Annotated in this window: 16 protein-coding genes; 10 read left to right on the top strand and 6 right to left on the bottom strand. The window is 67.9% G+C overall.

The features are described 5' to 3' along the window. Positions 1 to 86: 86 nt before the first annotated feature. The 4 genes from HD557_RS23085 to HD557_RS23070 all read left to right on the top strand — a co-directional run bounded on the left by HD557_RS23085 (position 87) and on the right by HD557_RS23070 (position 2195). Positions 87 to 884, top strand: coding sequence for a methyltransferase domain-containing protein (locus tag HD557_RS23085; protein ID WP_196875605.1), 798 nt, complete (start codon positions 87 to 89; stop codon positions 882 to 884). Then, positions 881 to 1261, top strand: coding sequence for a VOC family protein (locus tag HD557_RS23080; protein WP_196875604.1), 381 nt, complete (start codon positions 881 to 883; stop codon positions 1259 to 1261). The genes HD557_RS23085 and HD557_RS23080 overlap by 4 nt, the downstream gene beginning before the upstream one ends. Positions 1262 to 1411: 150 nt before the next feature. After that, positions 1412 to 1678 carry a metal-sensitive transcriptional regulator gene (locus HD557_RS23075; RefSeq protein WP_008362591.1) on the top strand — a complete coding sequence of 89 codons (267 nt, stop codon included), beginning with the start codon at positions 1412 to 1414 and terminating at the stop codon, positions 1676 to 1678. 49 nt (positions 1679 to 1727) lie between these two features. Continuing rightward, complete coding sequence (locus HD557_RS23070; protein WP_008362589.1) at positions 1728 to 2195, top strand: hotdog fold domain-containing protein; 468 nt, start codon at positions 1728 to 1730, stop codon at positions 2193 to 2195. Positions 2196 to 2260: 65 nt separating this feature from the next. Here HD557_RS23070 and HD557_RS23065 read toward each other — a convergent pair whose 3' ends face one another. From HD557_RS23065 to HD557_RS23050, 4 genes are all read right to left on the bottom strand, one after another. After that, the gene (locus tag HD557_RS23065) at positions 2261 to 3148 is read right to left on the bottom strand and encodes an amino acid ABC transporter permease (protein WP_196875603.1); all 888 of its coding nucleotides are present in this window, start codon (positions 3146 to 3148) and stop codon (positions 2261 to 2263) included. Then, a complete protein-coding gene (locus HD557_RS23060; protein WP_008362586.1) occupies positions 3148 to 3837 on the bottom strand; it encodes an amino acid ABC transporter permease in 690 nt (229 codons plus the stop codon). The genes HD557_RS23065 and HD557_RS23060 overlap by 1 nt, the downstream gene beginning before the upstream one ends. A gap of 73 nt (positions 3838 to 3910) precedes the next feature. After that, the gene (locus HD557_RS23055) at positions 3911 to 4729 is read right to left on the bottom strand and encodes a glutamate ABC transporter substrate-binding protein (RefSeq protein ID WP_008362584.1); all 819 of its coding nucleotides are present in this window, start codon (positions 4727 to 4729) and stop codon (positions 3911 to 3913) included. 76 nt (positions 4730 to 4805) lie between these two features. Further along, on the bottom strand, positions 4806 to 5582 hold the full coding sequence (locus tag HD557_RS23050) for an amino acid ABC transporter ATP-binding protein (RefSeq protein ID WP_374221690.1): 777 nt from the start codon (positions 5580 to 5582) through the stop codon (positions 4806 to 4808). A 158-nt stretch (positions 5583 to 5740) separates the two neighbouring features. Here HD557_RS23050 and miaB point away from each other — a divergent pair, with 158 nt between their 5' ends. Then, positions 5741 to 7246, top strand: a complete 1506-nt coding sequence (miaB, locus tag HD557_RS23045) for a tRNA (N6-isopentenyl adenosine(37)-C2)-methylthiotransferase MiaB (RefSeq protein WP_196875602.1) — start codon at positions 5741 to 5743, stop codon at positions 7244 to 7246. Positions 7247 to 7350: 104 nt separating this feature from the next. Continuing rightward, positions 7351 to 8283 carry a zinc metalloprotease gene (locus tag HD557_RS23040; protein WP_196875601.1) on the top strand — a complete coding sequence of 311 codons (933 nt, stop codon included), beginning with the start codon at positions 7351 to 7353 and terminating at the stop codon, positions 8281 to 8283. Positions 8284 to 8372: 89 nt separating this feature from the next. Here HD557_RS23040 and HD557_RS23035 read toward each other — a convergent pair whose 3' ends face one another. After that, positions 8373 to 8798, bottom strand: coding sequence for a hypothetical protein (locus tag HD557_RS23035; protein ID WP_196875600.1), 426 nt, complete (start codon positions 8796 to 8798; stop codon positions 8373 to 8375). A gap of 260 nt (positions 8799 to 9058) precedes the next feature. Continuing rightward, complete coding sequence (locus tag HD557_RS23030; RefSeq protein WP_040756889.1) at positions 9059 to 9250, bottom strand: antitoxin; 192 nt, start codon at positions 9248 to 9250, stop codon at positions 9059 to 9061. Positions 9251 to 9413: 163 nt separating this feature from the next. Between HD557_RS23030 and miaA the strand changes: the two genes are divergently transcribed. Genes miaA through dapF form a run of 4 tightly spaced genes read left to right on the top strand, consistent with a single transcriptional unit; the run spans position 9414 to position 12719 of the window. Then, a complete protein-coding gene (miaA, locus tag HD557_RS23025) occupies positions 9414 to 10304 on the top strand; it encodes a tRNA (adenosine(37)-N6)-dimethylallyltransferase MiaA (RefSeq protein WP_374221689.1) in 891 nt (296 codons plus the stop codon). After that, positions 10301 to 11242, top strand: a complete 942-nt coding sequence (locus tag HD557_RS23020) for a helix-turn-helix transcriptional regulator (protein ID WP_307785691.1) — start codon at positions 10301 to 10303, stop codon at positions 11240 to 11242. Before miaA ends, HD557_RS23020 begins: the two co-directional genes overlap by 4 nt. Then, a complete protein-coding gene (locus HD557_RS23015) occupies positions 11239 to 11868 on the top strand; it encodes a pyridoxamine 5'-phosphate oxidase family protein (protein WP_008362568.1) in 630 nt (209 codons plus the stop codon). The genes HD557_RS23020 and HD557_RS23015 overlap by 4 nt, the downstream gene beginning before the upstream one ends. Further along, a complete protein-coding gene (gene dapF / locus HD557_RS23010; RefSeq protein WP_196875598.1) occupies positions 11868 to 12719 on the top strand; it encodes a diaminopimelate epimerase in 852 nt (283 codons plus the stop codon). The genes HD557_RS23015 and dapF overlap by 1 nt, the downstream gene beginning before the upstream one ends. Positions 12720 to 12769: the final 50 nt, after the last annotated feature.

Below are 12769 nucleotides of genomic sequence, written 5' to 3'. Positions count from 1 at the left end.
GCCTCATCGAGAATCTTGACATCGAGACAAGTCGGGAGGACGATCGGAATATCTTGACATCAAGAGAAATTGAGAGGACGTACGCCATGACCGCATGGGATCCCGAGCGCTATCTGACCTACTCCGATGAGCGAGGCCGCCCCTTCGGTGACCTGCTCCGCCGGGTCGCCGCGGACCAGCCGAAGTCGGTGGTCGACCTGGGCTGCGGTCCTGGCAACCTGACCGCCCTGGCGGCGGGACGCTGGCCGGGAGCGAGGGTCGTCGGCCTGGACTCCAGCTCTGCGATGATCGACAAGGCGCGCTCGACCGTCGACGGTGTCGACTTCGCGGTGGCGGACCTTCGCGACTGGGCCGACTCGGCGGCGCCGGGGTCTGTCGACGTACTCCTCTCCAACGCGACTCTGCAGTGGGTTCCCGGCCACCTGGAGCTGTTGCCGGCGCTCGCCCGTGCCGTGAGCGACGACGGCTGGTTCGCCTTCCAGGTCCCGGGCAACTTCGACGAGCCCAGTCACCGGCTCCGCGAGGAACTGGCGGCGGAGGAGCCGTACGCCGAGCATGCCGGCCACCTCGAGGCGCCCGGGTCGCACGATCCGGCCGACTACTACGACGTGCTCGTGAACGAGGGCTTCGCGGTCGATGCCTGGGAGACGACCTACCTGCACGTGCTGACCGGTGAGGATCCGGTCTTCACCTGGATCGCCGGAACGAGCCTGCGGCCCACCGCGGCCGCGCTGGAGAAGGCCGGGCTCTTCGAGCCGTTCGCCGAGGAGCTCAAGAACCGTCTGGCACAGGCCTATCCCGTACGAAATGATTCCGTAGGAAACAGTTTCGTCCTGCTCCCGTTCCGCCGCGTCTTCGTGGTCGCCCGCAGGCTGGCGGCATGATGCGCATCCACCACGTACAGGTCGGCATGCCCGCCGACCGCGAGGACGAGGCCAGGACGTTCTACGCCGACGGGCTCGGGCTGACCGAGGTGCCGAAGCCGGCCGAGCTGGCCAAGCGAGGGGGCGCCTGGTTCCGATCGCCGGGCGGCGCGGAGATCCATCTCGGGGTCGAGGATCCGCACCGGCCGCCGGTGAAGGCTCATCCCGCCCTGGCCGTCGAGACCGAGGCAGAGCTGGAGGCGCTGGGGGCGAAGCTCGCGCAGCTGGGCTTCGACGTCGACTGGAGCCAGCGCCACAACGCCGACGGGTTCCAGCGCTTCCACGTCCGTGATCCCTTCGGCAACCGCGTCGAGATCGTGTGGCCGACCGCCGTTTAGCACGAACTTCTGGTCCATGTAGGCGAAAACTGGAATCAAGCAAAAAGAACCGTAACGCCAACTGGTCTGGACCGTTGTCCCCCGGGGGATACAACAACGATGCCAGGAACGATGCCAGAAACGATGGAAGGCAAGACTTTGACTGACGACGTGACCGTCCCCCAGCCTCGGGACGCGGAGACGACGAGCGTGGTCAATCGAGTCCGCCGGGCTCAGGGCCAGCTCGGTGGCGTGCTCCGCATGATCGAAGACGGCCGCGAGCTCGCCGATGTGGTCGGCCAGCTCAAGGCAGTGACCCGCGCCCTCGACAAGGCAGCCTTCGCGCTGCTCTCCAACGAGCTGCGCCGTGCGCACGCCGACGGAGACCGCCCGGAGCAGATCGAGGAGCTCGAGAAGGTCTTCCTCTCCCTCTCCTGATCTCGGGCCAGGAGAGGGGAGGGGGTTACCCTCGGGTAACCTGACCGCCATGAGCCAGCTCTACGACCTCTGGAAGTCCTTCAACCGCGTGCCGGTTGTGGGCAAGCGAGCATTCTCGGTCGCATTCGCGAAGAAGGCGCCGTACTTCGGGTCCATCCACCCGCTGGTCAACCAGCTGCGGCCCAACTACGCCGAGGTCATCGTGCCCAACCGCAAGGGCAACCACAACCACATCGGGACCGTTCACGCCATCGCGCTGTGCAACGGTCTCGAGATGGCGATGGGTGCCCTTGCGGAGGTCACCATCCCGCGCGACAAGCGCTGGATCCCCAAGGGGATGACCGTCTCCTACACCGCGAAGGCGACCTCCGACATCACCTGCATCGCGGAGACCGACCAGGAGGACTGGGAGACCGCCGACGGCGACCTCGCCGTCCGCGTCAAGGGCATCCGGGAGGACGGCACTGTCGTCATCGAGGGCACCATCAACCTCTGGGTGACCCCGAAGAAGAAGTAGCAGCAGGTACGCAACGGCCCGCTGCCCCGAGGGGCAGCGGGCCGTTGCGTCTGTCCATGACCGCGTCAGGCGGCGCCACCCGGCATTCCGGCCGCCGTCGCGGTCTGCACGTCCGGGTCCTCTGCGGTGCCGACGGGGCCGGCGGTGTGAGCGACTCGCCGCGTACGGGCTTCGACGAAGTTGGCCACGAGACCGAGGATCGTGTTGATCGAGATGTAGATCAGCGCCACGACGATCGCCGCGGGGATCAGGTTGTCGTAGTTGCCCTCGATCTTGTTGATCTGGTTGAGCAGCTCGTCGTAGGCGAGGATGTAGCCGAGCGCGGTGTCCTTGAGGAGCACCACGAGCTGAGCGATGATCGCCGGCAGCATCGAGCGCACGGCCTGCGGCAGCAGGATCGTACGCATCACCTGGCCGGGCGAGAGCCCGATCGCGACACCGGCCTCCGACTGCCCCTTCGGCAGGGCGTTCACGCCGGCCCGGATCACCTCGGCCAGCACCGAGCCGTTGTAGAGCATGAGACCGAGGACGACCGCCCAGAAGACGCTGGTCTCGAGGCCGAGCATGCCGCTCTGGGCGAAGTAGATGAACATCATCAGCAGCAGCATCGGGATCGCCCGGAAGAACTCCACGACCACGGCACTGGGGACGCTGATGAGCCGGCTCTGCGAGAGGCGGCCGACTGCGAAGACGAACCCGAACGCGAGCGCGAGCACGGCACCGGCCGCGAAGGCGCTCAGCGTGCCCAGGAGACCGGGGATGAGGAAGTTCTCCCAGACCGGCGCCTCGAGGAATGGCTTCCACTTGTCGGCGGCCCACTGGCCGGTCTCGTCGAACTTGGAGTAGACGATCCAGGCCACCCAGGCCAGGACCACGAGGGCGAAGGCCGAGTAGACCCAGTTGAGCGCCTTGCCGCGCGGGCCGGGGGTGTCGTACAGAACTGAGGCGCTCATTATCGGATCACCGCGAATCGCTTGGCGGCCCAGCCGGCGACGAAGCCGATGGGCAGGGTCAGGATCATGAAGCCGACCGCGAAGATGATGAAGATCAGCAGGATCTGGTCGGAGTTGCGCTCCATCAGCGACTTCATCTGCCCCGAGGCCTCGTTGACCATGGTGGCGGTGGTGACGCCGATGGTGACGGCGACCGTCGTGTTCTTGGTCATCGCGATCAGGACGCTCGCGAGCGGGTTGATCACCGACCGCAGCGCCTGGGGCAGCACGATCAGGCGGAGGTTCTGGGTGAAGGTCAGCCCGATCGCACGGGCCGCCTCGGCCTGTCCGAGCGGCACCGTGTTGATGCCTGAACGGAGCACCTCACACACGAACGTCGAGGTGTAGACGCTGAGCGCCAGGACTGCCAGCCAGAAGTTGTTCCGGTAGAGCAGTTCCTTGTCGAAGCTGACGCCGAGCTGGTAGCTCAGTCCGAAGAGCGTGAAGAACATGACCAGGGTCAGCGGAGTGTTGCGGAACGTGTAGACGACGGCCGAGCCGATCCAGCGCAGCACGGGAACCGGTGAGACCCGGAACGTTGCGAGCACCACGCCGAGCAGCAGCGAGAAGATGCCGCTGAAGATGGCGAGTCTCAAGGTCAGCCCGAACGAGGTCAGGATGACTGACCCGCTCTCGGAGATGAGGTCCATTGGTCCTTCCAAATTTCTTGCGCTGGACGTGCCGACGGGGCAGGGGAGCGGACTCCCCTGCCCCGTGGGTCACTCAGTAGCGGTCGACCGCCGGCGGCTCCGGCAGCTCGTAGCCGGACTCACCGAGGTTGTCGTTGAACGCCTTCTCCCAGGCGCCGTCCTCGAAGGACTGCTCGATCAGGTCGTTGATCTTGTCGCGGTCCTTGCTGCCCTTGGGCAGACCGACGCCGTAGTTCTCCTCCGAGAACGGGGCGCCGACGATCTTGAACTTGCCCGGGTCCTGCTGGGCGTAGCCCGCGAGGATGATGTCGTCGGTGGTCATCGCGTCGAGCTGGCCGCCCTCGATCGCGGTGACGCACTTGCTGTAGGTGTCGAACTCCTGCAGCTGGACGCCCTTGGCGTACTCGTCCTTGACCTTCTGGGCCGAGGTCGAGCCGGTCACCGAGCAGAGCTTCTTGCCGTCGAGCGTGTCGGGGCCGGTGATGTCGGTGTTGTCGGCGGCGACCAGGAGGTCCTGACCGGCGATGTAGTACGGACCGGCGAAGTCGACCTCGGCCTTGCGCTCGTCGGTGATCGAGTAGGTCGCCAGGATCATGTCGACGGTGCCGTCCTTGAGGAAGGTCTCGCGGTTGGCGGAGACGGCCTCGACGAACTCGATCTGGTCGCCCTCGTAGCCGAGGCCCTCGGCGATGTAGGTCGCCATGTCGACGTCGAAGCCCGAGTAGGAGCCGTCGGCCTCCTTGAAGCCGAGACCCGGCTGGTCGAACTTGATGCCGATCTTGATCTTGTCGCCGCCGGCGTCGGAGCCGGTGTCGTCGCTGCCGCCACAGGCAGCGAGCGAGCCGGCGAGCGCAAGGGCGCCCACGACCGCGGCGATCTTCTTGAACTTCATCGAATCCACCTTCTGGGATATGAGTGTTGGTGCATTGCAGGGTTCGCGAGCTCAGCGGCTCACCCGAGACGTACGTTCAGTGTTTGAGGATCTTGCCGAGGAAGTCCTTGGCGCGCTCGGACTGCGGGTTGTCGAAGAACTCGGCAGGGGTGTTCGACTCGACGATCTGGCCGTCGGCCATGAAGACGACGCGGTCGGCGGCGACGCGGGCGAAGCCCATCTCGTGGGTGACCACGATCATCGTCATGCCCTCCTTGGCGAGGCTGACCATGACGTCGAGCACCTCCTTGACCATCTCCGGGTCGAGGGCGGAGGTCGGCTCGTCGAAGAGCATCACCTGCGGCTTCATCGCCAGCGCCCGGGCGATCGCGACGCGCTGCTGCTGGCCTCCGGAGAGCTGCGCCGGATACTTCGCGGCCTGGGCGCCGACGCCCACGCGGTCGAGCAGCTTCTTCGCCTCGGCCTCGGCGTCGGCCTTCTTGAGCTTGCGCACCTTCATCGGGCCGAGCGTGACGTTCTGCAGGATCGTCTTGTGGGCGAAGAGGTTGAAGCTCTGGAAGACCATCCCGACCTCGGCGCGCAGCTTGGCCAGGCCCTTGCCCTCCGCGGGGAGCTCCTTGCCGTCGAGCGTGATCGTGCCCGAATCGATCGTCTCCAGCCGGTTGATCGTGCGGCAGAGGGTCGACTTCCCGGAGCCCGAGGGCCCGATCACCACGACGACCTCGCCACGCTTGATCTCCAGGTTGATGTCCTGGAGCACGTGCAGGTCGCCGTAGTGCTTGTCGACATGGTCGAGCACCACCAGGGCGTCTCCCGAAGGTGCGCTGGTGGGATCTGTGTCAAGCACGGTCATGCCGCAGACCTAACCACATCCTGCATTGCACATCCATGACTTGGTCCCCGGTATCGGTTACAAGCAGATAACCAACAAGATTCAGTACGCCGGGCCGCCACCGCCGTCCGCGCTGGATTCCTCCGCGCGGCCCCTGCGGTCGTACGCTTGAAGGCGCTATGACTACGTCGATCGCCTCTGGCTCCGCTTCGGCGGTGCGCACCTACGAAGTCCGCACCTACGGGTGCCAGATGAACGTCCACGACTCCGAGCGCCTCTCCGGGCTGCTCGAGGATGCGGGCTACCTCAAGGCGAGCGCGGGCACGCAGGCCGACGTGGTCGTCTTCAACACCTGCGCGGTCCGGGAGAACGCCGACAACAAGCTCTACGGCAACCTCTCCCACCTGGCCCCGATCAAGGAGGCCAACCCCGACCTCCAGATCGCCGTCGGCGGCTGCCTCGCGCAGAAGGACCGGGCGACGATCACCGAGAAGGCGCCGTACGTCGACGTGGTGTTCGGGACGCACAACATCGGCTCGCTCCCGGTGCTGCTCGAGCGCGCCCGGGTGCAGGAGGAGGCCCAGGTCGAGATCCTGGAGTCCCTCGAGGTCTTCCCGTCCACGCTGCCGACCAAGCGCGAGTCGGCCTACGCCGCCTGGGTGTCGGTCAGCGTCGGCTGCAACAACACCTGCACCTTCTGCATCGTGCCCTCGCTGAGGGGCAAGGAGAAGGACCGGCGACCGGGCGAGATCCTCGCCGAGATCGAGGCGCTGGTCGCCGAGGGTGTCACCGAGGTGACGCTGCTGGGCCAGAACGTCAACGCCTACGGCGTGGAGTTCGGCGACCGGCAGGCCTTCTCGAAGCTGCTGCGGGCCTGTGGCGAGATCGAGGGGCTGGAGCGCGTCCGGTTCACGTCGCCGCACCCCGCCGAGTTCACCGACGACGTCATCGAGGCGATGGCCGAGACCCCCAACGTGATGCCCTCGCTGCACATGCCGCTGCAGTCCGGCTCCGACCGTGTGCTGAAGGCGATGCGGCGCTCCTACCGGTCGACCAAGTTCCTCGGCATCATCGAGCGCGTCCGCGCGGCGATCCCGCACGCGGCGATCACCACCGACATCATCGTCGGCTTCCCCGGCGAGACCGAGGAGGACTTCCAGGCCACCCTCGACGTGGTGCGCGAGTCGCGGTTCGCGAGCGCCTTCACCTTCCAGTACTCCAAGCGCCCCGGCACCCCTGCCGCCGACCTCCCCGACCAGATCTCGCCCGAGGTCGTCAAGGACCGCTACGGCCGGCTCGTCGACCTCGTCAACGAGATCGCCTACGAGGAGAACAAGAAGAACGTCGGACGTACGCTCGAGCTGATGGTCGCCGAGGGAGAGGGCCGCAAGGACGCCGAGACCCACCGCCTCTCCGGTCGTGCTCCTGACAACCGACTGGTGCACTTCAACGTGGCCGGTGCCGAGGGCGTACGTCCCGGCGACATGGTGAAGGTCGAGATCACCTACGCGGCTCCGCACCACCTGGTGGCCGACAACCCGGTGCTCGAGGTGCGTCGCACCCGTTCCGGCGACGCCTGGGAGGCGCGCCAGGGCCGGACCGAGCCCGAGGGGCGTTCGGTGGGACTGGGTATGCCGTCGGTCGGCGTGCCCGCTCCGCTGCCGGCCGCACCGGCCTGCGGCTGATCGTTCGGCGTTCCGCCGCCCCAACAGCAAATTCTCCGTAGAGCGGTTCCCCTTGGGGTATTTCTGCCCTAGCCTGAGGCAACTTGTCTCAGGAAGGGATACCCATGTCGATTCCCAAGCTGGCCGGCAGAGCAGCGGCGATGGGCGCGCTCGGAGTGCTCGTGGCATCAGGTCTGGCGGCCGCGGCTCCCGCGACTGCGATGCAGGCGGAGGCAGGAGGCGGCGCCTGCTTCGACCCGCACGAGGTCGGAGCGGCTCGTGTCGCCGAAGGCACCAAGCAGGTCCGCGACACGAACCATCTGAGCGCGAAGCAGGCCGACGCCAAGGAGAAGGCGCTCTCCAGCGCGCTGGCCGCGCATGGGAAGAAGGGCGGCAGCGCCAACCTCGGCCCGACGACCATCCCGACCTACATCCACGTCATCCAGGAGGACGCCACCACCGGTGTCGTCCCGCAGGCGAACATCGACGCGCAGATCGACGTGCTCAACGCGGCGTACGCCGGCACGCCGTTCTCGTTCCAGGTGGCCGGCCAGGAGACCACGATCAACCCGGCCTGGTACCCGATCATCTCCGGCTCGGCCGGGGAGCGGGAGATGAAGTCGACGCTGCGCCAGGGCGGCGACAACGCGCTCAACGTCTACATCGGCGAGATCGACGACGGCCTGCTCGGGTGGGCGACCTTCCCGACCAAGAACATCGGGTCGCAGGACGGTGTGGTCATCCTCGGCGAGTCGCTCCCGGGCGGTGACGCGGCGCCGTACGACGAGGGCGACACCGCCACCCACGAGGTCGGCCACTGGCTGCACCTCTACCACACCTTCCAGGGTGGCTGTCGCGGCAAGGGCGACCAGGTCGCCGACACCCCGGCCGAGGCGGCGCCCGCCTTCGGCTGCCCGGAGGGTTCCGACACCTGCACGGCCCCGGGCCTCGACCCGATCCACAACTTCATGGACTACACCGAGGACGCGTGCATGGACGAGTTCACGCCGGGACAGGTGCAGCGCATGATCGACGGGTGGGTGGCGTACCGCGCCTGATCGCTGCTCGACGATCTCCGTACAAAGCGCCGAGCGCCGGGTCCCTCGCGGGCCCGGCGCTCGATCCTTGTGCGATCAGCAGAGCTGGATCAGAACTGCGACTGCTCCTGCTCGCCGCCGAAGCCACCCTCGCTGGAGCCCTCGTCGGAGCCGTAGGAGGAGCCCTCGGACTGCTCCTGGCCGCCGCCGAAGCCGCCCTCGCTGGACTGCTCGCCGTACGAACCGCCCTCGCTCTGGCCACCCTCGGAGCCGTAGGAGGAGCCCTCGGACTGCTCCTGGCCGCCGTAGCCACCCTCGCTCGAGCCCTCGGACTGCTCGCCGCCGCCGTAGGAGCTGCCCTCGTCGGACTGCTCGCCGTAGGAGCCGCCTTCGCTCTGGCCGCCCTCCTGGCCGCCGAAGCCGCCCTCGTCGGACTGCCCGCCGTAGGAGGAGCCCTCGTTGGACTCCTGGCCGCCGAAGCCGCCCTCCTGGCCGTAGTTCTGCTGCTCGTCGCTGTTGCCGTAGTTCTCAGACATATTGGTCCACACTTCCGAGTAGTTGTGTTCGGACCGGCTTCGGAACATGCATCGCACGTCCGCCCCCCGGCTGCCCCATTCGGTGAGACACGCGAATGAGACGCTCTCGACCGTTCCATGTGACGGCACCGATGGCAACAGCTCCGTAACAGTGTTTCGGAAAAAGCCACGCAAAATGTCGACGGGGTGTAATGCCCGCGAAACGCGAGGCGGGGAGCAACCCGGTATGGATTGCTCCCCGCCTCGATGCGTGGGTGGGCTCAGTTGCCGTCCAGCTTCTCCGCCTCGTTCTTCGCGGTCTCGACGCCCTGGTCGATCTGGTCGCTGAACTTGCCACCGGTCTTCTCGTCGGCGAACTCGCCGGCCTTGTCCAGGCCCTCGCCGACCTTGTCGGCACCGACCTTGTCGACGCCCTGCCCGATGAGATCCTTCGCCTTGTCCAAGAAGCTCATTGCTTCCCCCCTCTTGTTCGGTGGCTCCCCGTATGAGCCAACTAGCCGCCAGACTAACCACATGGAGTACGACAGCAACAGGGGGACACGCGACGCGGATAGCTCGTACGAGCTACCCGGGTTGGGATCTTCTCCTCGGTCCAGCACCCCGATCGTGGCCGTCGTGGGTGCCACCGCGGCGGGCAAGACGTCACTCTCCCTGGACCTCGCCGAGACCCTCGGCGGAGAGATCATCAACACCGATGCGATGCAGGTCTACCGCGGCATGGACATCGGGACCGCGAAGCTCCCGGTCGCCGAGCGGCGCGGGATCCCGCACCATCTGCTGGATCTCCTCGACATCGCCGAGCCGGCCTCCGTGGCCGACTTCCAACGGTTGGCGCGCGAGCGGATCGCGACGCTCCGCGAGGCCGGGAAGACGCCCGTGCTGGTCGGCGGAAGCGCCCTCTACACCCGAGCCATCCTGGACCGGTTCGAGTTCCCCGGGACCTCGACCGAGGTGCGGGAGCGCCTGGAGAAGGAGCTCGAAACCGCAGGTGAGAAGGCACTTCACGACCGGCTGCGAGCCCTGGACCCGGTGGCGGCCGAGCGGATCGAGGTCGACAACGGTCGTCGTGTCGTACGCGCCCTGGAGGTCATCGAGCTGACCGGTGAGCCGTTCAGCGCCCGGCTGCCCGAGCAGGTCTACGAGGACCCGGCCTCCATCCAGATCGGCGTCGACATCTCCCGCGAAGCCCTGGACGTACGCATCCGGCAGCGAGTCGCGGAGATGTTCGAGGCCGGGTTCGTCGACGAGGTCGCCCGGCTCCTGGAGGCCGGTCTGGGAGGGTCGCGGACCGCGGCGAAGGCCATCGGCTACAACGAGGTCGCCGCGTACCTCGCCCAGGAGCTGAGCCTGGAGGAGGCCATGGAGCGGACCGCCATCAGGACCCGGCAGTTCGCACGGCGTCAGGACGCCTGGTTTCGCAAGGATCCGCGGGTCGTGTGGGTCTCGTATGACGATCCGTCCCGTGTCGAGAAGGCCGTCGCGGCCGTGCGGAGGGTGATGATGTGAGCGAGCAGGTGCGCGACCGACTGCGGGAGCTGCTGGACGCGGTGCTCGACGGCGCCGACGACGGGCAGCCGCGCACGCTGGCACAGATGGCGGGGGACGCCTACACCTCGCCCTACCACTTCAACCGGCTCCTCTCCCGGGGCGCGGGGGAGCCGCCGGTCGCGATGCGACGGCGGGTGATGCTGGAGCGGGCCGCGTGGCAGCTGCAGCACGGCGGCACCGTGACCGACGCCGCCTGGGCCGCCGGCTACGAGTCGGTCGAGGGGTTCTCGCGGGCCTACGCGAAGGCGTTCGGGCACCCGCCTAGCACGGCCGCCGTCAGCCACTGGCTGCCCGCACCGAACGGGATCCACTTCCACCCGCCCGAGTCGCTGTGGGTCGACTCCCAGGAGCGGGTGCTCGCGCCGCTGACCGAGCAGCTGGTGATGCACGACGTCGACGACACCCGGGCGCTGCTCGATCTGACCAAGGGCCTGCCCGAGGAGGTGCTCGTCGGGGTGCGGCTGCCGGGCCACGAGGTGCTGCCGTGGGACGGACCGGAGGAGTCCCTCCTCCAGGTCCTGGAGGCGACGGTGTGGGCCAAGGAGTGCTGGGTGGCCTCCATCGAGGGGCTCTCGATGCCCGTCCGGCGCCATTCCGGCGACGTCGCCGCCCTGATCGAGCGTCACGAGTCGGTGGCGGCACGCTGGCTCGCGGTCGTCCGCGACATCGAGCGGCGCGGGGCCTGGGAGGACCGGCTCGTGGACGCCCTGTGCGAGCCGCCGGAGAGCTTCCAGATGGGGTCCGTGGTCGCCCACGTCCTGACGTACGCGGCCCACCGGCGCCTGCTGGCCCGGATGATGCTCCGGATGGCCGGTGTCGAGGTCGACCGGGGTGACCCGATCGACTGGCTGCGGGCTCGCCGCGGCGAGGTGCCGCCTCGTACCCTGGGGCAGTGACCCCTACCTGGACTGAGATCAGCACGCTCGAGGAGCTCGTCGACGTGGTCGGCACGCCGCACGAGCGCGCGGTGACCAAGGGGCGCCCGGCGCTCCTCGACATCGACCGGGAGTGGCTCGCCGCGACGCCGTTCTGCGTGCTCGCGACCTCCGACGCCGACGGCAACTGCGACGCCTCGCCCAAGGGGGACCCGGCCGGCTCGCTGGTGCACGTCATCGACGACACGACGATCGCGATCGCGGAGCGACCGGGCAACAAGCGGGTCGACGGCTACCGCAACGTGCTCTCGAACCCGCACGTCGGGCTCAACTTCCTGATCCCGGGCCGGGGCGACACGCTGCGGATCAACGGCCGCGCCCGGCTGGTCTCGGACGCGCCGTTCTTCGACGAGATGGCCGTGAAGGGCAAGCGGCCGATCCTCGCCCTGGTCGTCGAGATCGACGACATCTTCTTCCACTGCGCCAAGGCGTTCCTGCGCTCGGGCCTGTGGGACCCGGAGACCTGGAACCCCGACCATCTCCCCAAGCGCGCGGTCATCGCCAAGCAGGTCGAGAACGACCCGCGCACGCTGGCGGAGATGGAGGACTACTACCGCACCGACGTCTACTCGAAGTACCTCTACTGATGACCTACGCATACCTGAAGGGCCACGGCACGGAGAACGACTTCGTGCTGCTGCCGGACCTCGACGGGTCGGTGCACGGCTCGCTCTCCGACGAGGAGATGGCCGCGCGGGTCCGGGCGCTGTGCGACCGCCGGGCCGGCATCGGCGGTGACGGGATCCTGCGGGTGATCCGCACCGCCGCCTACACCGGCGCGGACCGGCCGGCGAGCGACGCCGAGTGGTTCATGGACTACCGCAACGCCGACGGCACCCTGGCCGAGATGTGCGGCAACGGCACCCGGGTCTTCGCGGAATACCTGCGCTCGGCCGGGCTTGCCGGTGACGAGGTCACCTTCGCCACGCGCGCCGGCGACAAGACCCTGCGCGCGGAGGGGGACGTCTGGACCGCCGACCTGGGTTCGCCGAAGCTGCTCGGGTCGACCCAGGTCACCGTCGCCCACCACTTCTGGTCGGCCTGCAACGTCGACGTGGGCAACCCGCACGCCGCCGCCGAGGTCGAGTCGATCGATCCCCACGGCCCCGTCGGTGACCTCTACGACTCCCCGGTCTTCGACGAGACCGTCTATCCGCACGGGGTCAACGTCGAGTTCTTCGTACGCGTCGCCGAGCGTCACCTCGCCATGCGGGTCTACGAGCGCGGCGCGGGCGAGACCCGCTCCTGCGGCACCGGAGCCTGCGCGGTGATGGTCGCGGCGGCCGAGGCCGACGGTCTCGCCATCGCGCGCGATGCAGATGTGACGTACCGGGTGGACGTGCCGGGCGGCACGCTCCATGTCACCTGGACGACCGACGACCGCGTTCTGCTCACCGGACCGGCGATCCTGGTCGCTGAGGGTACGACGTCGCTCTGACCGCGAGACGGTTAACGGATATTCACCACCGTGAGGGTGGTCACGTCTAG

Origin of the sequence: Nocardioides luteus, assembly GCF_015752315.1 — a bacterium.
Classification (GTDB): Bacteria; Actinomycetota; Actinomycetes; order Propionibacteriales; family Nocardioidaceae; genus Nocardioides.
The sequence above is the reverse complement of the archived record's forward strand: the minus strand, read 5'-3'. Positions and strand labels throughout refer to the sequence as shown.